This window comes from Serratia sp. C2(1) (assembly GCF_036352655.1).
In the GTDB taxonomy this organism is placed as follows: Bacteria; Pseudomonadota; Gammaproteobacteria; order Enterobacterales; family Enterobacteriaceae; genus Serratia; species Serratia inhibens.
This window is the reverse complement of record NZ_JAZFBA010000001.1, coordinates 3190197-3211285: the sequence shown is the minus strand read 5'-3', so window position 1 is coordinate 3211285 and position 21089 is coordinate 3190197. Positions and strand designations below refer to the sequence as shown.

14 protein-coding genes are annotated in these 21089 nt (G+C 51.5%); all 14 read left to right on the top strand.

Annotation, left to right across the window (positions count from 1 at the left end):
• Positions 1 to 400 precede the first annotated feature (400 nt).
• The 14 genes from tssH (at position 401) to V2S86_RS15005 (ending at position 21089) form a co-directional block, all read left to right on the top strand.
• The gene (gene tssH, locus V2S86_RS15070; protein WP_330763057.1) at positions 401 to 3073 is read left to right on the top strand and encodes a type VI secretion system ATPase TssH; all 2673 of its coding nucleotides are present in this window, start codon (positions 401 to 403) and stop codon (positions 3071 to 3073) included.
• 105 nt (positions 3074 to 3178) lie between these two features.
• On the top strand, positions 3179 to 3721 hold the full coding sequence (locus V2S86_RS15065) for a fimbrial protein (RefSeq protein ID WP_330763056.1): 543 nt from the start codon (positions 3179 to 3181) through the stop codon (positions 3719 to 3721).
• Positions 3722 to 3845: 124 nt separating this feature from the next.
• Positions 3846 to 4592, top strand: a complete 747-nt coding sequence (locus V2S86_RS15060) for a fimbria/pilus periplasmic chaperone (protein ID WP_442996148.1) — start codon at positions 3846 to 3848, stop codon at positions 4590 to 4592.
• An 84-nt stretch (positions 4593 to 4676) separates the two neighbouring features.
• Positions 4677 to 7319 (top strand): fimbria/pilus outer membrane usher protein, encoded by a 2643-nt coding sequence (locus V2S86_RS15055; protein ID WP_330763054.1) that lies wholly within the window; start codon positions 4677 to 4679, stop codon positions 7317 to 7319.
• 20 nt (positions 7320 to 7339) lie between these two features.
• Entirely contained in the window at positions 7340 to 7897 is a 558-nt protein-coding gene (locus tag V2S86_RS15050) for a fimbrial protein (RefSeq protein WP_442996147.1), read from the top strand.
• A gap of 91 nt (positions 7898 to 7988) precedes the next feature.
• Positions 7989 to 8513: a type VI secretion system contractile sheath small subunit gene (tssB, locus tag V2S86_RS15045; RefSeq protein WP_330763052.1), complete on the top strand. Its 525-nt coding sequence runs from the start codon at positions 7989 to 7991 to the stop codon at positions 8511 to 8513.
• Between the two features lie 15 nt (positions 8514 to 8528).
• Positions 8529 to 10028 (top strand): type VI secretion system contractile sheath large subunit, encoded by a 1500-nt coding sequence (gene tssC / locus V2S86_RS15040; RefSeq protein ID WP_330763051.1) that lies wholly within the window; start codon positions 8529 to 8531, stop codon positions 10026 to 10028.
• Positions 10029 to 10210: 182 nt separating this feature from the next.
• Positions 10211 to 10696 (top strand): Hcp family type VI secretion system effector, encoded by a 486-nt coding sequence (locus V2S86_RS15035; protein ID WP_330763050.1) that lies wholly within the window; start codon positions 10211 to 10213, stop codon positions 10694 to 10696.
• A gap of 154 nt (positions 10697 to 10850) precedes the next feature.
• Positions 10851 to 11384 carry a type VI secretion system lipoprotein TssJ gene (gene tssJ, locus V2S86_RS15030; RefSeq protein ID WP_330763049.1) on the top strand — a complete coding sequence of 178 codons (534 nt, stop codon included), beginning with the start codon at positions 10851 to 10853 and terminating at the stop codon, positions 11382 to 11384.
• 3 nt (positions 11385 to 11387) lie between these two features.
• Positions 11388 to 12734, top strand: coding sequence for a type VI secretion system baseplate subunit TssK (gene tssK / locus V2S86_RS15025; RefSeq protein WP_330763048.1), 1347 nt, complete (start codon positions 11388 to 11390; stop codon positions 12732 to 12734).
• Entirely contained in the window at positions 12734 to 14101 is a 1368-nt protein-coding gene (tssL, locus tag V2S86_RS15020; RefSeq protein WP_330763047.1) for a type VI secretion system protein TssL, long form, read from the top strand. The genes tssK and tssL overlap by 1 nt, the downstream gene beginning before the upstream one ends.
• A gap of 11 nt (positions 14102 to 14112) precedes the next feature.
• The gene (gene tssM, locus V2S86_RS15015; protein ID WP_330763046.1) at positions 14113 to 17940 is read left to right on the top strand and encodes a type VI secretion system membrane subunit TssM; all 3828 of its coding nucleotides are present in this window, start codon (positions 14113 to 14115) and stop codon (positions 17938 to 17940) included.
• A gap of 29 nt (positions 17941 to 17969) precedes the next feature.
• Positions 17970 to 18662: a T6SS protein Cts1T gene (locus tag V2S86_RS15010; protein ID WP_330763045.1), complete on the top strand. Its 693-nt coding sequence runs from the start codon at positions 17970 to 17972 to the stop codon at positions 18660 to 18662.
• A gap of 60 nt (positions 18663 to 18722) precedes the next feature.
• Positions 18723 to 21089 carry a type VI secretion system Vgr family protein gene (locus V2S86_RS15005; RefSeq protein WP_330763209.1) on the top strand — a complete coding sequence of 789 codons (2367 nt, stop codon included), beginning with the start codon at positions 18723 to 18725 and terminating at the stop codon, positions 21087 to 21089.

Genomic DNA, 21089 nt, shown 5'->3' with positions numbered 1-21089 from the left:
AAAGAACTTTTCTTGTCGGTCAGGAGATCAATACCCGGCATCAAGAGTGTCCCGCTGGCTTTCTGCCGAACTTTTCTCTTTAACGGTAGCGATTCTATAAAGTTAAAATTTTTTTACGATGGCATTATTAATTCTATTTGCAATTTTAAGAATGTGTTTCGGGCTTTATTCTTAAAAGGTATCGATTAACACAGCAGGCTTAAGAATGTGTTTCGGGCTTAATTCTCAAAAGCGTTACCTGCCGTGTTAAAGGGTTTTATTTCAATTTTTGTTAATTAGAATGATCGTAAAGCAGCGTACCGTTACGCCAGATGTCTATAGCAAAACGGTTCTCAGATCCACTATGGAAAAGTGGATTGAATGATGACAACAATCGAATTAAAACAGGGTGAGTTTTATCGTGGCGATAACCAGAAAAAACCTATTCGGTAAGCTAAATACTAGTTTGTTTAAAAGCGTAGAGAGTGCGACTACGTTGTGCAAACTGCGTGGTAATCCTTACGTTGAGCTGGTGCACTGGTTAAATCAGATATATCAACAGCAAGATAGCGATATCAAGCATATCATTCGGCACTTTGAAGTTGACGCCGAAATACTGGAGCGTGATTTCGCACAGGCATTAACGCGTCTGCCTGCAGGTGCAAGCTCTATCTCCGATTTCTCATACCATATCGAGCTGGCCATCGAGCGCTCGTGGGTATTCGCCAGTCTGGAATGCCACAATAATTGCATTCGCAGCGGCCATTTGCTTATTGCGCTGCTCACCACCATGGAATTACGCCGCGCGCTGTTTGCCATTTCCCCGGCGTTCGAAAAGATTCCGCTGGAACATTTAAGCAAAGATCTCGGTTATATCACTCGCGATTCGGCCGAAGAAAGCGATTTGGCCGGCGGCGCGGTTATTCCAGGCGAAGCTGGCGTTCCTGGCGAAGCCAGCAATGCATTGGGATCAACGCAGGGGGGCGGCCTGTCGCAGTATTCGACGGATCTGACGGCGCTGGCGCGTGAGGGGAAAATTGATCCGGTTTTGGGGCGCGATAAAGAGATAAATACCATGGTAGATATCTTGCTGCGCCGCCGGCAGAACAATCCATTGCTGACCGGTGAGGCCGGCGTAGGTAAGACTGCCGTGGTGGAAGGCCTGGCGTTGGCTATCGTCGCCGGTGAAGTGCCGCCTTCGCTTGAGAACGTCCGCTTACTGGCGCTTGATGTGGTGGCGCTGTCTGCGGGTGCCAGCATGAAAGGCGAATTCGAAGCGCGTCTAAAAGCGGTACTGGAAGAAGCAGTCAATTCTGCCGAGCCGGTGATTTTGTTTATTGATGAAGTACATACGTTGGTCGGTGCGGGCGGTAATGCCGGTACGGGCGATGCTGCCAACCTGATGAAACCCATGCTGGCGCGCGGTCAGTTGCGTACGATTGGTGCCACTACGTGGAGCGAATTCAAGCGTCACATTGAAAAAGATCCGGCTCTGACGCGTCGCTTCCAGGTGCTTCAAGTTGAAGAGCCTTCCGAAGAGCTGGCTATCGCCATGCTGCGCGGGCTGCTGCCGGTGCTGGAGAAGCATCATGGCGTCTGGATCATGGACGAGGCGATACGGGCGGCGGTGCGTCTTTCCCATCGTTATATTCCTGCCCGCCAATTGCCTGATAAGGCTATTAGCCTGCTGGATACCGCTTGCGCCAGGGTTGCCGTTGCGCAGCATGCGCCGCCGGAAGAATTGCAAATACTGAAATTCCGCAGCCAGTCGGCGCAGACGGAACTGTCTTTGCTCGAAAAAGCGATCGGTTTCGGCAAAGAAGACGGTGAACGTGTCGCGTCCATTCAGAATTCCATCGATGAACATGCTGAAGGGGCGAAGCTTCTCGATCGCCGCTGGGCGCAGGAATGCGAGCTGGTTGCCAGTATCATCGATACGCGTCAGCAACTTTTGGCCGTTGCGGTTGAAGAGCCCCGGGTTCCCGAAGAGGGAAAATGCGAGTATTTACAGGCGCGTTTGAATGAACTTGAGGAAACGCTGAGAACAATTCGCGGCGAGCAACCGCTGGTTCAGGCTGAAGTGAATGCCGGAGTGGTTGCCTCTATCGTAGCGAACTGGACCGGAATCCCGGTGGGGCAGGTACTGAAGGATGATGTTAGCGCAGTCATGGAGTTACCGCAGCGCCTCTCTGAACGAGTGATTGGTCAGCAATATGCGCTGACTTGCCTAAGCCAGAGCATTCAGACTGCGCGCGCCGGCCTCGCCGACCCGCAAAAACCCTTTGGCGTGTTTATGCTGGTGGGGCCTTCTGGCGTCGGCAAAACAGAAACCGCGTTGGCGATCGCCAGCCAGCTTTATGGCGGCGAGCAGAATCTTATCACCATCAATATGAGCGAATATCAGGAAGCGCATACCGTTTCTTCGCTGAAGGGGTCTCCGCCAGGCTATGTGGGCTACGGGGAAGGCGGCGTATTAACCGAAGCGGTTCGTCGTAAACCTTATAGCGTTATTCTGCTCGATGAAGTGGAAAAGGCGCATTCGGATGTGCACGAGCTGTTCTTCCAGGTCTTCGATAAAGGCTCTATGGAGGACGGTGAAGGCCGTCAGATCGATTTTCGCAATACCGTTATTTTACTTACCAGTAATACAGGCAGCGAAATAATCAGCAGCGCGTGCGCAGACCCGGAAACGATGCCGGATGAAGACAGCTTATTAACGTTATTGCAGCCGGCATTGCTGAAAGTATTCCCCGCCGCTTTCTTGGGGCGCGTCACTGTCATACCGTATTTCCCGTTGGAAACCGCCTCGTTGCGGCAGATTGTCAACATTCACCTGAACCGTATCGCTGAGCGGGCAAAAGCGAATTATGGCATTGCGCTGACCTTCGGTGAAGAGTTGGTTCAGCACGTGGTTGAGCAATGTCCGGTAGCTGAAACCGGGGCCAGGATGTTAATCCGTTTTATCGAGAAAAATATTCTGCCAAAAATTGGCGTTACCGTTTTAAACCTGACAGGCGCTGATGCAGAAAAGAATAAAACAATAACTATGCGTGTCATTTACTCACAAGAGAGAGGAATTGAGGTTGTTATGTAAATGGAGGGACTGCCGATAGAGTGATTAAAAGGAACCCAGGAAAACATGGAAACGATATTTTAATCGTTGAATTTAATTTAACTACATAAATATAGGGAATTATTAATGCATAAATTAACGTTAACGCTGTGCGCAATGGCGCTGGCTGCAGCATCGACTTCCGCCCTGGCTGCGGATGAAGTCACTCAAGGGACGGTAACCTTTAACGGCGAACTGACCGCTAGTACTTGTTCTATTGTCAGCGACTCTGTTGACCGTCAGGTTCAACTGCCAAAAGTCGCCATTCAGACCCTTAGTGCTGCCGGTACCAGCGCAGGTTCGAAAGGTTTCGATCTGAATGTTGAAAAATGTCCGGCCGGCATTACCAAGGTTGCTGCGCATTTTGAAGCCATTGGCAGCTCTGGCGTGGATAGCGCAACGGGTAACCTGACTAACCAGTATCAGGGTGCAGGTACCAAAGCGACCAACGTTCAGGTTCGTCTGTACAACTCTGACGAGCAACAACTGAAACTGGGTGATACCGGCGCCGCGGCGACTGTTACCGGTGGTAAAGCCACCATGCGTTACTATGGCGGCTACTACGCGACTGAGAAGACTACTGCCGGTCTGGTTTATGCACAGGCGCGTTATACCCTGGTTTACCCGTAATAAATCAGCCTCAAGGTTGAAACTGGGGCGAATTATCGCCCCTTATTAAGAAACGTTCCTGTTTTACCTTTTATAAGGTGGGATGTAACACGCGCAGGGTAGTGCTATGAAATATCAACGTGCAATATTTTCAAAATTAACCAATGCTTTTATCTTTCTGGCATTAACAACGCAGATGGCTTTTGCCGGCATGACCATTTCCGGAACCCGCATTATTTTCCCGGGGGCTGAGCGCGAAAAAACCGTGAGAACCACCAATAAGGGAAATATGCCTTTGCTGGCGCAGGTTTGGGTTGACGATGGCAGCGCTAATGATGATATTAATAGCGTCAAAGTGCCTTTTACCGTTACGCCGCCCGTTTATCGTGTTGAACCGGGAAAGGGGCAAAGCATACGCCTTATTTATAACGGCATGAACCTGCCACAAGATCGGGAGTCCGTATTTTGGTTTAATTTGCTGGAAATCCCGCCGATGAAGGATGCGGCAAAAGAAACCGATCACCTTGAATTGGCATTCAGAACGCGTATTAAAATTTTCTATCGACCTACCGTGCTGAAAAGCAGCAGTACGAATGAGGTTGACAAATTAAAATGGGAAATTATCAGCCCGGCGAAAGGCATTAAAGTCACCAATCCTACGCCGTATTATTACTCGTTCGATTCGGCCTCAATGACCTCCGGTGATATTAAATACCCCCTGAATGTTGATATGATTCCGCCTTTTGGCAGTAAAGAGTTCTTACTGGAAAATAAAAATAATGCACCAGTGGCTGCAAATGGCGCGAGTATTAATCTGATTAGCGATTATGGCAGTGTGGTTGAGTACAAATTGATTCCTGCATCCGGAAAGGGATTAATCATAAAGGAATAGTGTGCTAAGTAGTGATGATTATCCGTTCAGTTCGGAACGGTTATTTATTGCCGATCTGGAATTCACACATTGTGTTCAGGAGACATGGACGTGCAACCGAAAGAAATAAAGAAATATGCGCGACAAGCAATATGCGTATCTAAGATAACGTATGCGATCCGACATATCCTTATTACTTCTTTAGGGATCAGTTTTTCTGTGTTTGCTCAGAGCAATTCCGGCAATGTACCGGGCAGAATCGAACATGACGCTCGTTCTGAAGATGTGAAGTTTAACGGTGCTTTCATCCACGGTCTTAGTGTAGACGTTTCTCAATATTATCAGGGAAATCCAAGCCCCGCAGGTGAGTATGCGGTATCCGTTGCCGTGAATGGCGAAAGCCGGGGGCAGCGTAAAGTGGTATTCATGCCGGTTGAGGGCCGAATTGGCGCACAGCCCTGCTTTAATCGGCAGGAGCTGACCAGTCTGGGCATCAAGGTTATGGCCGGTCCGATGACAAGGATAACGGATAAAAGCGGCTCCGAGGAAAAAGCGCAGTGCGCCATGATTGAGAAGTGGATTGCCGGCGCTGAAGCCAATTACGCATCCGGAGATTTTCATCTCGATCTGGTGGTCCCTCAAGCTTATCTGGTGCAGTATCCGCGCGGTTATACCGATCCGAATTCCTGGGATTCAGGCGTTACCGCAGGGCTGCTGGATTATAACTCCAACCTTTACGTTCAGCAGACATCCGATCGCTTTAACGGTAATGACGGGCAGTCCGTTAGCGGCAATTTAGGGCTGTTGGCGGGGCTGAATTTTTCCGATTGGCGCCTGCGCAAGCGCATAAACACCAATTGGAGCAGCGATTCTTCGGCCCATACTCAATCCTTGTTCACCTATCTTCAACGAGAAGTACCGGTATTGAAAAGCCAGTTGACGCTTGGCGACAGTACGACCAGCGGCGATCTGTTCGACAGCCTGACCGTACGGGGCATTCAATTGCAGTCTGACGATCGAATGCTGCCGGAAGGATTGCGGTACTACACGCCTTTAGTGCGTGGCGTGGCTGAAAGCAACGCTAAAGTGCAGGTGACTCAGCGCGGCCAAACCTTGTATGAAACCACGGTGCCGCCAGGTCCCTTTGAAATCAGCGATATTGGCGCGATGGGTTACGGTGGCGATCTGCAGGTAACGGTGACGGAAGCTGATGGCCGTCAGAAAACTCAGGTAGTGCCTTTCTCGGCCCCACCCATGCTACTGCATGACGGCGTTGCCCGTTTTGGCGTTACGGTCGGCAAGTTGCAGGATGATTCGTTATTGGAAAAACCGGGGCTGGCGCAGGGCTTTTATCAGTACGGCATCGGCAATATGTATACGCTGTATGGCGGCGGCCAGCTTTCTGACAATTACGTCGCGTTGGGATTGGGGCATGCGTTTAATACGCCGCTGGGGGGTGTATCGATGGATGTTACCCGGGCGCGCAGTGAACTGGGAAATGGCAAAGTCTCCGCCGGCAACAGTTTCAATGTCGGGTTTAGCAAATATGTGGATTCAACGTCAACGGACGTCACTCTGGCGGCTTACCGTTATTCATCGAGTGGATTTTACAGTCTGCGAGATGCGGCGTTGGACCGGTATGGCGAAAAGAACGATCGCTATAGGGTGGATTATCGCACCCGGCAGCGCTTCACCATTAACGTCGGCCAGCCGCTGTGGAATGGTGGAAGGCTAAATTTATCCGGCAATTTTTACAATTACTGGGATGGTCGTTCATCTACCAGCCAGTACATGATTTCGTATAACAAATCCGAGCGCTATTTTTCCTGGGGAGTTTCGGCTTCGCGATCCTATAGCAGCGAAGGGCGAGATGTGAATAGCGTTATGCTTTCCTTTAGCGTGCCTTTGGGGCAAAGCAGCATTACGGAGAAACCCGTATTTAGCTCGCTATATTCTTCCGTCTCTCACGACAACAGTGGCGCCAGTTCGCTCCAGGCAAACGCCATTGGCAGTCAGGGCGATCAAAACGAGCTGAACTATGGTATCGGAACATCGGTTTCCAGTGCGAAGAATGCTTCTTCTCAAACCGCCTTTAACGGCAATGTGAACTACAACTCCCCGCTGGGGCAATTCGGTTCTACCGCTTCGGTAGGGAATAAATCGCGTCAGCTTTCGTTCTCGGCAAACGGTAGCCTGGTGGCACATGGCGGTGGCATAACTGCGGGGCCGCGTTTGGGCGACTATCCGTTTGCGCTGGTAAATGCGCCGGGTGCCGAAGGTGCCAGAATGCTCAACGGATACGGTTCAAGAATTGATGCCAACGGTTATGCCATAGTGCCATCTCTGACGCCTTATCGCGAGAATACCGTGGCGGTGAACACGCAGGGATTGCCGGATACGGTTGATGTATTGGAAAGCGAAAGTACCGTTATTCCTCGCATGGGGGCGGCAGTCAAAGTCAACGTTAAAACGATGGTGGGCGATCCTGTCGTGCTGATTGTACGTGACAAGCAAGGCAAGCCATTGCCGATTGGCGCGAATATGGTCGATGAAGGCAACAACAATCTCGGCATTATCGGGCAAGGGGGGATGGCATTTGTTCGCGGTTGGCAAGCACAGAAAAATAACCTGTACGTGAAAAATTCATCCGGCGTCCGCCTTTGTACCATTTATTCGGATAACGCTATTTCCCATAAAATCACGAGCGCTGCGGGCGCTATTACCCAGGTAGAGGTTTTATGTCATTAACTGTTATTACCACTCCGGGCATGAGGTCTATCCGCATTGCTTTATATGCGGTGTTTATTGCGAGTCAATCGATGTTGACGGCGAAGGCCTGTTCGACGGATTGCTCAATAGATGTTTACTTTACCGGTAAATATACTGACGAGACTTGTAACGTGGTAATTAATAATGCCAGCAATAACGAGGTCGTTACCTTACCCCGTGTGGCGGTAGAGTCTCTCAAAAAAAATGGCAGTGAAGCGGGAAGCGTGCCTTTTGATATTACGTTGAAAGATTGTCCTGCCAGCCGAACCGTGACGGTATTTTTTAACAGCAGCGTTTCTGGTTCAGATACGGAAACGGGAAATTTAATTAATGATGCAGGTACTCTGCTCAGTCGCAACGTGCAAATCCGGTTACGAAAAGAAAATAGTTCGCAGGTTATTATCGATAATGCTGCGACAGGGCAGGATTATATTATTTCTTCTGCTGCTGAACCATTAAGTCACAGATTTACAGCGAGCTATTACGCAAAGGGGGACTCAGCCGTTACTGCCGGGAAAGTTCATGCAGTGGCAGGGGTTGAGCTTGTTTATAAATAACAGGGAGGCAAGGCTGTCTAATTATCTGAACGTTAACCATCAGGCGAACGACGGTTTATCCATAAACGGTTATTAAAGAGTGTTGACTACTATGAGCAAAAGCAATTCGCAAAAATTTATCGCGCGTAACCGTGCGCCACGCGTACAGATTGAGTATGACGTGGAGATTTATGGCAGTGAAAAGAAAATAGAACTGCCGTTTGTTATGGGCGTTCTGGCCGACTTGTCCGGTAAACCGTTGGAGCCATTGCCTCCGGTTACCGACAGGAAGTTCCTGAGCATCGATATCGATAACTTCGACGAACGCATGAAAGCAATGCGGCCGCGCGTGGCGTTTGCAGTGCCTAACACCTTGACGGGGGAAGGGCAACTGATGGTCGATATGACCTTCGAGAGCATGGATGATTTTGCTCCCGATGCCATTGCCCGCAAAGTCGATTCATTATCGCAGTTGCTTGAGGCACGGACCCAGCTTGCCAACCTGCAAACCTATATGGATGGCAAAGCAGGTGCGGAAAGTCTGGTCATGAAAGTGCTTAACGACAAGTCGCTGCTGAATACTCTGGCTTCGGCTCCCAAGCCAAAACAGGCTGATGAAGCCGCGTCCCAAAAGTGATGTAGAGAGAGAACTATGGCAACTCAAGCAGAATCAAATAAACAGGCTATGACTCAGGCCGGAACGCAAAATGATTTTAATGCTTTGCTGACCCGCGAGTTTAAGCCTAAATCCGATCAGGCGAAAACGGCGGTTGAAATCGCGGTGAAAACCCTTGCCGAACAGGCATTGAACACCTCGATCACCATGGCCGACGACGCCTATAAAAACATCGCGGCGATCATTGCGGAAATTGATCTCAAGCTTTCCGAACAAATAAACCTGATCCTTCATCACGAAGAATTTCAGCGTCTGGAAAGCGCGTGGCGTGGTTTGCACTATCTGGTCTATAACACCGAAACCGATGAAAAGCTGAAGCTGCGTTTTATGGACATCTCAAAAAATGACCTGCGACGCAACATGAAGCGTTACAAAGGCATCGCCTGGGATCAAAGCCCGCTCTTCAAGCAAATCTACGAAGAGGAGTATGGTCAGCTCGGTGGAGAACCTTATGGCTGCCTGGTGGCGGATTATCACTTCGATCACAGTGCGCAGGATGTGGATCTGCTGTCTTCGATGGGTAAGGTTGCGGCTTCTGCCCATATGCCCTTTATCACCGGTGCCGCGCCGTCCGTAATGCAGATGGATTCCTGGCAAGAGCTGGCCAACCCGCGTGACTTGACGAAAATCTTTACTCAAAACCTGGAGTACGCGGCATGGAATTCGCTGCGCCAGTCTGAAGATTCGCGTTATATCGGTTTGGCGATGCCGCGTTTCCTCGCTCGCCTGCCCTATGGGATCGACACCAATCCCGTTGATAACTTCAACTTTGAAGAAACGACTGACGGTGCGGATCACAGCAAATATGTCTGGTCTAACGCCGCCTATGCGATGGCGGTAAACATCAACCGTTCATTCAAAAATTACGGCTGGTGCACCATGATCCGCGGCGTTGAGAGCGGCGGCGTGGTGGAAGACCTTCCCTGCCATACTTTCCCGACCGACGATGGCGGCGTGGATATGAAGTGCCCGACTGAAATCGCGATTTCCGACCGTCGTGAAGCGGAACTGGCCAAGAATGGCTTTATTCCTCTGGTCCATCGTAAAAATACAGACTATGCGGCATTTATTGGTGCCCAGTCGTTGCAAAAGCCTGCCGAGTATTACGACCCGGACGCGACGGCAAACGCCAATCTTTCCGCGCGTTTACCGTACCTGTTTGCCTGCTCGCGCTTCGCGCATTATCTGAAGTGCATTGTGCGTGACAAGATCGGTTCTTTCAAAGAGCGTGAAGATATGCAGCGCTGGTTGAATAACTGGGTGATGAATTACGTAGACGGGGACCCGGCGAACTCTTCCCAGGAAACCAAGGCTCGTCGTCCATTGGCGGCGGCAGAAGTGGTGGTGGAAGACGTTGAGGGCAACCCGGGGTATTACCAGGCGAAGTTCTTCCTGCGCCCGCATTTCCAACTGGAAGGGTTGACCGTTTCTCTGCGTATGGTTGCCAAATTGCCTTCGCTCAAAGATGTTGCCTGATTACGATAAATAAACCGGAAGAATATTCATTTTATTCTTCTTAATAGATACGGCTGCGCCGGGGATTCCTGCGCGCCGAAAATGGCCAGAGGTTATTTCCCATGATGGGAAAGTTTCTCTGTCTTAATTTAGTGTGTTACACCCTGTGTGACATTTTTAATGAAAGTAAATAAGGAAATATTATGTCTCAAGATATGTTTATTAAAATCGATGGTATCGAAGGTGAATCTCTGGATGCTTCCCATAAAAATGAAATCGAGGTGCTTTCATGGCGTTGGGCGAGCGCCCAGCATTCAAATATGCACAGTGGTTCCGGTGGCGGTTCCGGCAAAGCGACGGTAGACGATTTTTGCTTCGAGCACTATGTCGATAAAGCCAGTACCAACCTGCTGAGCTACTGTCTGTCTGGTAAACACATTAAGGACATTCAGTTTGTGGTACGTAAAGCGGGCGGTGATCCTCTTGAATATCTGACCATTAAATTCACCGATGTAATTATTACTTGCGTTGAAACGGCCGGCTCCAGAGAGGATGAAACCCGTCCGCGTGAAAGAGTGACCTTTGCCTTCACTAAACTGACTCAAGATTATGTGATGCAAAATGCTGAAGGCGCTAAATCTGGCGTTATTTCTACCAGCTACGATGTTAAAGCTAACCTGCGCAGCTAAATATTGCCAGGCAAGCTAAACGAGTTTTGCCGCTTCGGCGGCAAAACTTCCATCAGGCCGTCAGTGAAGGGAAGTCGCAGGTTTTCGCATCCTCTGCTCAAGCCGTCAATACAGAATGTACAGTTCAGAAAAAATAGATTGCGTGGTTAGGGATATGTTTTTCAGCACAGAAATAAAAAAATACCGGCTGGATCCGCTGAAGAGGCTGATGGCGATATTGCTGGCAGTCGTTTTGACGTCCTGTAGCAGCAATCGGCCTGAACCCGTTAGCGGTGAAATTAAAATCAATCTGATTGCGGATAAAGATATTAATCCCAATGGAAAGGGCGAGCCGGCGCCGTTAAATATTTTTATCTTCAACGTAAAGGAAGCGGACGTTTTCGTGAATGCCGATTTTTTTGAAATTGTTGATGGTGGCAGTAAGCCTATGCAAGCCGCAGCGTCAAAGATTTATGAAGCGATACTCCAACCTGGAGAGTCGCGCGCTGTGTTCATCAAGCCGGACAGCGATACCCGAACGCTGGGTTTTATTGGTGCATATCGCGATCTTAACGATTCGATCTGGCTGGTGAGCTGGGATTTACCCAAAAAGAAAAAATCGTGGTGGCGGGGATTTTTTGGCAATGATTCGCTTGAATTGAATGCGCATTTCCAAAAAGCAGCAATTACAATTAAAAAAATGGATTAAATCGTGAGAACGAATAAAGTCGTCTGGAGTGAAGGGTTGTTTCTGCGCCCGCAACTTTTTCAACAGCAAGAGCGTTATTTTGAATATTACGCTCATAAACGCGCATCGACGCTGAGCCCCTTCTACTGGGGGTTCTCGCAATACGAAATCGACCGTGAGGCGTTGAGCTATGGGAAACTGGTCCTGCGCTCCGCGCGCGGCGTATTGCCGGATGGCACGCCTTTCGATATTCCCGATCACGCGGACCTGCCGGAACCGCTAACGATTTTGCCCGAGCATCTGGGCAAGAGCATCTATCTGGCTGTGCCGCTGCGCCTTGATAACAGCGATGAAACCATTTTCAGCCCGCATGATGCCAGCTCGCTGGCGCGTTTTCGCGCGCAGGAAGCCGAACTTTGCGATACCAATTCTATCCGCCAGGGGCCAAAGCCGGTACAACTTGCCAAACTCAGGCTGAAGCTGGTTTCGCAGGCGGAGATGACCGAATCGTGGATCGGCCTGGAATTGACCAAGGTGAAGGCCATTCAGCCGGACGGCAGCGTTTTGTTGCATCTGGACGATTATATTCCGCCAGTAACCGGCTATGCGGCCAACCCTCTGCTGAGCGAGTGGCTGACGCACCTGAATGGCCTGGTGAAGATGCGTGCCGAAATGTTGGCGAACCGCCTGTCTTCTTCGGACGGCAAAGCCAGCGCCAGCGCGGAGATTGTCGATTATCTGCTGCTGCAAATTTTCAACAAATATGAGCCGATCCTCGATCACCTGCGCCATATCCCCGAGCTGCCGCCGATTGTGCTGTATGAAGAGCTGTCAAAACTGGCGGGCGAGCTGTCGACCTTTGTTCGCACCAAAACTCGTCGTCCGAAAAGTGCGCCAGGGTATGACCATGCCAGGCTTTACCCTTCAATTCGTCCGCTGGTGGACGATGTGCATGACTTGCTTAATCAGATTCTGGTGCGGGCAGGGCAACTCATCGAATTGCACGCTAAGGGTAACGGCGTCTGGTCGGCATCGATGCTGCCTAATGAGCTGCGTTCGTTCTCAAACCTGGTGCTGGCGGTGCACGCGCAACTGCCAATGGATGTTCTGCAGCAGCAATTCCAGGCGCAAGCCAAAATCAGCGCCCCGCAGCAGCTGCATGAGCTGGTTCGTTCGCACTTGCCGGGGTTGGTACTACAAGGGTTGCCGGTTCCGCCGCGTCAAATTCCTTACAGTACAGGCTACGTCTATTTCGAATTGCTTAAAAATGGACCCTTCTGGGAGAGGATCTCGGCCACCGGCGCATTGGCGCTGCACGTTGCCGGCGAGTTTCCCGGCTTGAAAATGGATCTCTGGGGAATCAGGGGCTGATGAAAGACGATATTAGCCAGCACACAGCGGCTTCTTCCGAGCCTGTTCTCGATGGGGAAAGCTCTGCGCAAGCACAGGGGAAATTCCTTCTTGATGAGCAGGGCGACTGGATTCAGGAGCCAGGTACTGCGCAGCCTGGCCAGCATGCCGTTTCCGGCGCTGACGATAAAGGGTTCAGAAATGAAAGGGCGGTGAAAAGCGAAAGCGTGCAGCAGCGCATGCTGAAAGTGAGCAAGGCCGAGAATCCGCTACTGGAGGCGGCTCAACCTTTGCTACGTGCGCTTAGCGATATGCCGGAGCGGATTGCCGACATTGCCCATGTCGAGATCCTGAAAAATACGCTCAAAAGCGAGGTCAATCTGTTCAGCATTGTTTGCGACGAAGTGAACATTCCGTGGAAAAAGATGGCGATAGTTCGTTATTGCCTCTGCACCGCGCTTGACGAGGCGGCGCATACCGCGCCGTGGGGGCTCGAGTCCGGCTGGTCGCAGAGCAATTTGTTGAACCACTTTGAGGGGGACAACGATGGCGGGAACAAATTCTTCCTGCTTATAGGCCGCCTCTCCATGAATCCCAATGAATTTGCCGATGTGCTCGAAGTGCTGCTGCTCATCCTTGGGCTGGGCTTTGAAGGGCGCTACAGCATCATTGAAGACGGCGACCGCCAACTGACAAAAATCCGCCAACGTCTGTTGACCCTGATCCAAAGTACCCGCAATACCACCCAGCCAGCGCTGTCGCCGCATGGACTCCAGCCGCAGGGAGCGGCGCGGCGAGAGAAAACGATCATTCCTGTCAGGCTGACCGCGCTGTGTGCAGGTGTCTTGGTGGCTTCGGCCTTTATCTGGTGCAAGTACTGGCTGTCGGTACGCGGCGATCGCATTACCCATGATATTTACGCGATGCAAAATATTAAGGTGGCCACGATGCCAGTGAAAATGCGCCTGAGATTGGCCGTTTTACTCCGTAACGAAATTCAGCAGCAGTTGCTTAGCGTTGATGAAACGCAGAGGCAGAGCAAAGTGGTGCTGAAGGGCGATTCGCTGTTTTTATCCGGATCGACCCAGGTTCAGCCTGAAATGGTGAAGGTCATCGAGCGCGTGGCGCGCGAAGTGCGCCGCGTCAACGGGGATATCGTCATTGTTGGTCACACAGACTCAATGCCCATTAACCGGCCGGGATTGCCTAATAACATAGTGCTGTCGGAAAAACGCGCGGCGGAAGTGGCTCGCTATTTCATTGCTGCAGGATTGCCTGAGAGCAAGGTGAAAGTGGAAGGGGTTGGGAATAACAAGCCGTTGGCCTCCGATGCGACTCCTCAGGGGCGCGCGAAGAATCGCCGCGTAGAGTTTTTTGTCACGTATTAACGAGAACGACAATGTCTTATTTTAATAGAGTCTTCGCGGCGCGGTTTCTGAGGACGCTGCTGATTGTGTGCTGCATCGCGCTGCTGGTTGCCGCTATCTGGTTTCTTGGGCCGTTTTTCGGATTTGGCGAATCGCGTCCACTGCTTAGTGTCGAGTCGCGCGTTATTTTCATTCTGCTGGCGGCGTTTTGTCTGGTGAGTTTCTGGCTGCGCTGGCCTATCTTCATTGTCGTCGCCGCCGTACTTTGCGTGCTGGTCTGGGTTCTGGGCCCCTTCCTGCTGGTGGGGGAAAAACACCCGGTAGCGCCGATCAGCGTCAGATTGGCGATGATTGCGGCTATCTTGCTGATTACACTGTTGTATGGTCTGTGGTTGCTGCTGTTGGCATTGAAAGATAATCCGACGCTGCTCGATAAATTTGTCCGTAATAAAGTGTCTGCGGAGGAAAATGATACCTCCGAAGTTGTCTCCGTGATCGGGAATGCAGTCGATTACGTTAATAAGAATCGCAGCAACCTCTCCTTTTTCCAGCGCGTGATTCTGGCACGTAAACCGCTGGATATTTTGCCCTGGTACATGATGCTCGGCACCGAAGGTGCAGGGAAGACCTCCGCTATTCTGGCCTCCGGGCAGAACTTTCCGTTGCCGGAACAGCTTAACCAGGTGGGCAAGCCTGCGCCGCTGACGCGTAATTGCGAATGCTGGTTTGCCAATGACGCCATTTATATCGATACCGCCGGGAAATATGTCAGCCAGCCGGAAAAGTATCTCGGCGAATGGCGCGCAATGCTCAAAGCGCTTAAAAAGTATCGCCCGGTCAAAGCGCTGAACGGCGCGGTACTCACGTTCTCCGCCGCCGATGTCATGGGGCGGAGCAAAGCGGAGTTATTTGAGTTGGCGGCCGGTTTGAGAGCCAGAGTAGACGATTTGCGTCAGACGTTGGGCGTGCGTTTCCCGGTTTATGTATTGGTCACCAAGCTGGACCAACTGCCCGGGTTTGCGGAGTATTTCAGGATCCTGACCGAGCAGGAGCGGGAACAGGTTTGGGGGGTGACTTTCCCGTATGGTGATGCCAGAACCGCTTCCGTATCGGAATTGCACGATCAGATAAAAGAAGAGTTCTCTCTGCTTGAGGAGCGTATCGAACGGGATATGATCGTGCGTCAGCAGGAAGAGTATGACAATCGCGATCGCAAGAAGATGTACGCGCTGCCTCAGGATTTCCATCTGCTTTCCGGCATGGTGGCTGAAGTGGTGCACAACATCTTTTTTGCTTCTCGCTATGATGAAACGCTGAGCTTTACCCTGTTGCGCGGCATCTATTTCTCCAGTAGCCATCAGCCGGTTGATTTTAGCCTGTTGAATAATCAAAGCATCATGCGCAAATGGTCCAATTACGTCGAGAATAAAGCCCCGACGGTAACGGCCTCTCTGACCGAGCAGCCTGGCGAACGTGATTTTCTCATCAACGATGTGTCCTATGGGCGGCAGTATTTTCTTAAGCAACTGTTCAGTGACGTCATCGTAAAAGATGTCGATTTGGCGCGTCATAATCTGGCTAACGAATCGAAGTATCGCCTGCAACGTTTTTTGGGGCACTCGCTGTGTATCTTGATGGCCTTTATCCTGCTGAATGGTTTTTATAACAGCTACCGTCACAATACTGAGTATCTGGACACCGTTGAGACAAAGGTCGACGGATTGCGCACAGAAGTTAACCGTTTTGTCAAAACCTCAAATGACAAACTGCTTCCCCGCCTGCTGACGCTTTCACAATATTTGCCGGAGTATGGCGCGCTGGATATTTTCAACCCGGGGCTGGAATGGCGTTACGGCCTGTATACCGGTACGGACGTGACGAACGCTTCGGACTCGCTGTACCAATTCTTCCTTCAGCGACTGCTGCTGCCGCAGATTGAGCAGCAGGTTACCCAGGCACTGCAAGAGGCGATTGATAAAGGTCATTCAGAACAGATTTATGATCGGCTGAAGCTTTATCTGCAAGTGTTTGGTCAGGGAAAATTCGAACGGCAGTCGATGACTGACGATATCACCCGCCTGTGGGAGACGAGCGGCAAGCTCCAGCCTTACGAAGAGCGGCGTATTTTTGTCTCTCATCTGACCAATCTCTTCGCTTCGCCCGAATGGCGGCGCTATGGCCAGGGGATGGATGATGGTCTGGTCAAATATGCGCGTGCGATGCTGGAGCGTGAAGATCTGGCCAGCCGCCTTTACGAACGCATCAAAGACTCGCTGTCGCAGGATGTACCCGCCGACTTAACGCTTGGCGCAATGGCAAAATCGCGAGGCGGCGAGTTTTTTTCATTGGCGGACGAAAGCGGCGAGACGGCCATTCCCGGCTTATTTACCCGTGCGGGCTATTACGACCTGTTTAAAAAAAAAATGGATCCGGGCCTGATGTGGCTGGAGCATGAGGACGCCTGGGTCATGGGAAAGGGGAGCAACAGCGCCCCACGGCCCCACATGAAAGTCGCGGACAATGGCGTGTTGGTTAACCCGATACAGCAGCAGATTCTGGCGCTCTATCTGGATGAATACGCCCGGCATTGGCAGGATTTTCTGAGCAATATCCGCATTAAAACGGACGTTCTGCAACTGAACTACGGCACGGCCGGCGTGGCGGCGGATATTTACATATTGCGGACGCTGAGCTCGGCGGACTCTCCGCTTGCTAATCTGGTACGTCGCGCCGTGACGGAAACCACGCTGGTGAGAAAGGAGGGCAAATCGCTGCTCGATAACGTCAGTAATAAGGGACAGATTTTAAATGCGGCAGCTAAAGTGAATCTCGCCTGGGCCGCAGTGGAAAACAAGTTGCTGAGAGAGCGGGTAGATAATCATTTTGCTCCGTTGCGCGAGTTCGTCACCGGCAGCCATGAGGCGGCAGGGGACGAGCGCCCCGTTTCGGGGGGCTCGGAGCTGAGTAAGCTGATGGGGGCGCTCAGCGAGCAGTATACGTTGTTCGTCATCTATGATGATGCGCTGAAAAACGGCAACTCGATGGCGCTCTCCAACACGGCGCTGAACATGAGTGCGGAATCGCAAACCTGGCCCGATCCGCTGCGCAACCTGATTGGCCCACTGTTGCATGATGCCTACCGGCGCGCCAGCCGTGAAGCTATCGCCATCAGCAATGAAGGCATCGAAGACAATCTTGGCCGGATGTGCCGCTCTGCGCTTGCGGGACGTTATCCGTTCGCAGATAGCCGGCGAGAGGTGAAGCTGGCGGACTTTGAACGTTTCTTTGCTGCGGGCGGACTGGCAGACGAATACTTCAAGAAAAATCTGGCGGACAAAGTGGATACCTCCTCTCATCCGTGGCGCTACAAGGGCGATGCGGATGGAGATTCTACGGACATACTGGATGTTTTCGAGCGCGTGGTAGACATTCGCGAGGCTTTTTTCCAGGAAGACGGGGGGCGGAAAATGTCGCTCGCTTTCGAGATTTCGGTGCCTTATCTCGATCCGGCGATCACTCAACTGAATATGAATTTCGACGGGAAACAGGTGAATTATGCCCACTGGCCGGTGTCGCCGGTACCGATCACCTGGCCGGCATCGCGCATGGCATCGAGAATTATGCTTAATGCTGCCCCGCGTGTCGCTTTAGGGGCCTCATCACTGACGTTTAGTGGCCCATGGTCATTATTCCGCTGGATGGAGGGGGCCAGCGATATTGTCAAAAACGATTCGGGTGAAACTGTCCTGGTTTACGATCTGGATTCACGACGAGCGAATATTGAAGTTTCCGGGTTGACTTATAAAGACAGGCTTGTCGTGGATTTACTGAAGGACTTTCGTTGTCCCGGCGGTTATTAAAAAGTGGCAACCATACGCTAGAGGGATCTATGTCGCTACGTCTGTATTTACTTGTTGATGAATCGCGTGTGAGCCCATTTCGCAGGTTGGGTAAGCGACAGCGGGAAGTGCGTTCCCTGATTACCCAACAGATTCTGCCAAACATAGGTTCCTCAATGCTGGAAGGGTATTTATCGGAGAGCTATCCGTGGTGTTTTGTTATTTCTTCCACCGCACGGCAGGGGAAATATAACTACGCCGGCGCATTTATGGTGCTTCGTGGTGAGCAGGGAGACGCCTCACTGGTTGTCGTATATAGCGTGGTGTCTTATCGGTGGTTGCAGAAAAATATGTGCACTGAATTTCCGCTGACGTTCTGGGCGGCAAGGATTTTAAATAACGTGCAGAAAAGTGATTTTGCCGAAAAGAACTGGCGGCCGCTATGGCAATGGGTCAAAGCATTAAAACGATCTTATTCCCCGTTCTGGGAATCCTTTGTTTTGACGCCTGCCTGGCGCTTTAAAAATCATTCACAGGTGTTACTCAGGGAGGGGGCTCAGGAAGACTATCACATTCGAAGTATTGATGGTGTTGAGGTTATGCCGTGGAAAAACTGGCCCGACTGTATTCAGCAGGAGGCGAGCATCTGGATTTGGCGGCAAAGCCGGCACGGCAACATATTAGATTCGCAGAGAATTTCGTTACGAAGCGCTGAGGCTAAATCGCCTGACGCATCATTCTAAGATATTCACAACGCAGTAGGTGATCATATGCCACGTACTATTAAATTAAGCAGCTCGGCGATGCCGCTTTTGCTTGGAGAACCGGCGTTGGTAATCTCAAAGCTGGATGGTGAAGAGTCGCTTTCTTCACTCTATTCCTATGCGATTACCGCTAAAACGCCCGCTAATCCGCTTATTCCATGGCAGGCGGCATCGAATGTCGATCTGAAATCGTTGATCGGCAAAGAAATGACCGTTGAAATTGAACTCGACGGCAACGGGTTGGGTGAGATTATCGGCATTGGCAAAGACGTACGCGAAATTTCTGGCATAGTACAGAAAGCCCGCTATGTGGGGCGTGACGGTAATCAGGCGCTTTATGAGCTGATAATTCGGCCCTGGCTTCACCTCGCGGAATTAACCGAAGATTTCAAAATATTCCAACAGAAAACGGTAGTGAATATTATTGACGAGGTGCTGGGCGATTATAATTTTCCCGTTGAAAAGCGTTTGGCGGGGAGCTACCCCCTGCTCGATTTCCAGGTTCAATATGGAGAAACAGATTTCGACTTCATTGAACGCCTGATGGAAGAGTGGGGTATTTACTGGTTTTTCGAGCACAGCGGAAGAAATCATCAACTGATTTTAGTTGATAACGTCGGCGCACATAAGCGCTTCCCCAGCGAAGCCTATCACGTTATTCAGTATGCCCCCGATCGTCCTAAGATGGATCAGGAATATATCAAGCAGTTTCATTTCCAGGAAACTATTACCTCCGGGAAATGGGTTACCAATGACTATGATTTTACCAAGTCACGCGCGGATATTATGGCACTGGATAGCAAGCCGCGTAAGACCAGCTTTAACCAGATGGAGATCTTCCACTGGCCCGGCGATTATGAACAGCCGAATATCGGCGAGCAGTTGGCGCGCGTTCGTATGGAAGAACGGGGAGCTTTAGGTTCGCGTTGTGAAGGTTCCGGTGAATTGCGCGGCATTGCCTGTGGTTGCGATTTCGAACTGACGAATTATCCCGTCGAGAAAGCGAATCGTGAATACATGGTCCTGCGCAGCCACCTGTTGATAGAGGAAATAGACCAGTTAGCCTCGAAGGACGAATTCCGCTACAGCTGCGATTTTACCGTTCAGCCAACCACCAAAATTTACCGTCATCCGATGACCGTGGGCAGGCCTAAAACCAGCGGGCCGCAGACGGCCATTGTCGTAGGGCCTCCGGGGGAGGAGATATGGACGGATGAATATGGTCGGGTAAAAGTGCGTTTTCTCTGGGATCGCTATGGCCAAAATCGCGAGTTTGACTCCTGCTGGCTACGCGTTAGTCAGGCCTGGGCGGGCAATAATTTTGGCGGGATTTACATTCCGCGTATCGGGCATGAAGTTATCGTTGATTTTATCAATGGCGATCCGGACAGGCCGTTGATTACCGGTAGCCTTTACAACAACGTCACTATGCCGCCATGGGATCTGCCCGTCAATGCGACGCAGAGCGGGCTTATCAGCCGCACTGTCGGCGGCGGCCGCAGTAATTTTAACGGCATTCGTTTTGAAGATAAGCCGGGCCTCGAGCAGTACTGGGAACAGGCCGAGCGCAATATGAGCCGTTTGACCAAACATAATGAAGTTCAGACCATTGGTCTGAACTCTGACGTTAATGTGGGCGTGTCGCGAAACCTGTTTGTCGGCGCGAACTATATGTCTGAGGTGATTGGGAACAGCAGCGCCATGATTGGGGCGGCACTGGCTATCCAGGTCGGTGGAAGCCAGAGCGACAACGTTGCAGGTGCCAAAGGGATCAATGTGGGCGGCGCGTTTATGACTGCAGTCGGGGGATATCACTCTCTTTCCGTTGGCGGTGCGCATCAGGTCAACGTTGGGGGCTACCACTCTCTTGCCGTCGGGGGGGCGAGCACCATGGTCGCGGGCGGCGCGATGACCCTCACCGCAGGCGGTGAGTTGATCATATCAGCGAGTAAAATCAAAATCATTGGCTCCAGTAAGGTCGTCATTCAGGGGGGGGAGGTGGATATCAACCCAGGTGATTGCGGCAACAATTGCGGGGGCGGCGGTGGTGGTGGCGGCGGCGGCGGAATGATCGGCTTGCCGGGATTACCGTCGATTAGCGCTCTGTTCGGCGTGATTATTCCTCTGCCGCCATTGCCGACACCGACACCGCCACCAACGGTAACACCAACCGTGACCCAAACGGAGACGCCAACGCCGACCCAAACGGAGACGCCAACGCCGACCCAAACGGAGACGCCAACGCCGACCCAGACGGAGACGCCAACGCCGACCCAGACGGAGACGCCAACGCCGACCCAGACGGAGACGCCAACGCCGACTCAGACGGAGACGCCAACGCCGACTCAGACGGAGACGCCGACGCCGACAGAGACGCCAACCGGTAGTGCAACACCAGAACCTTAA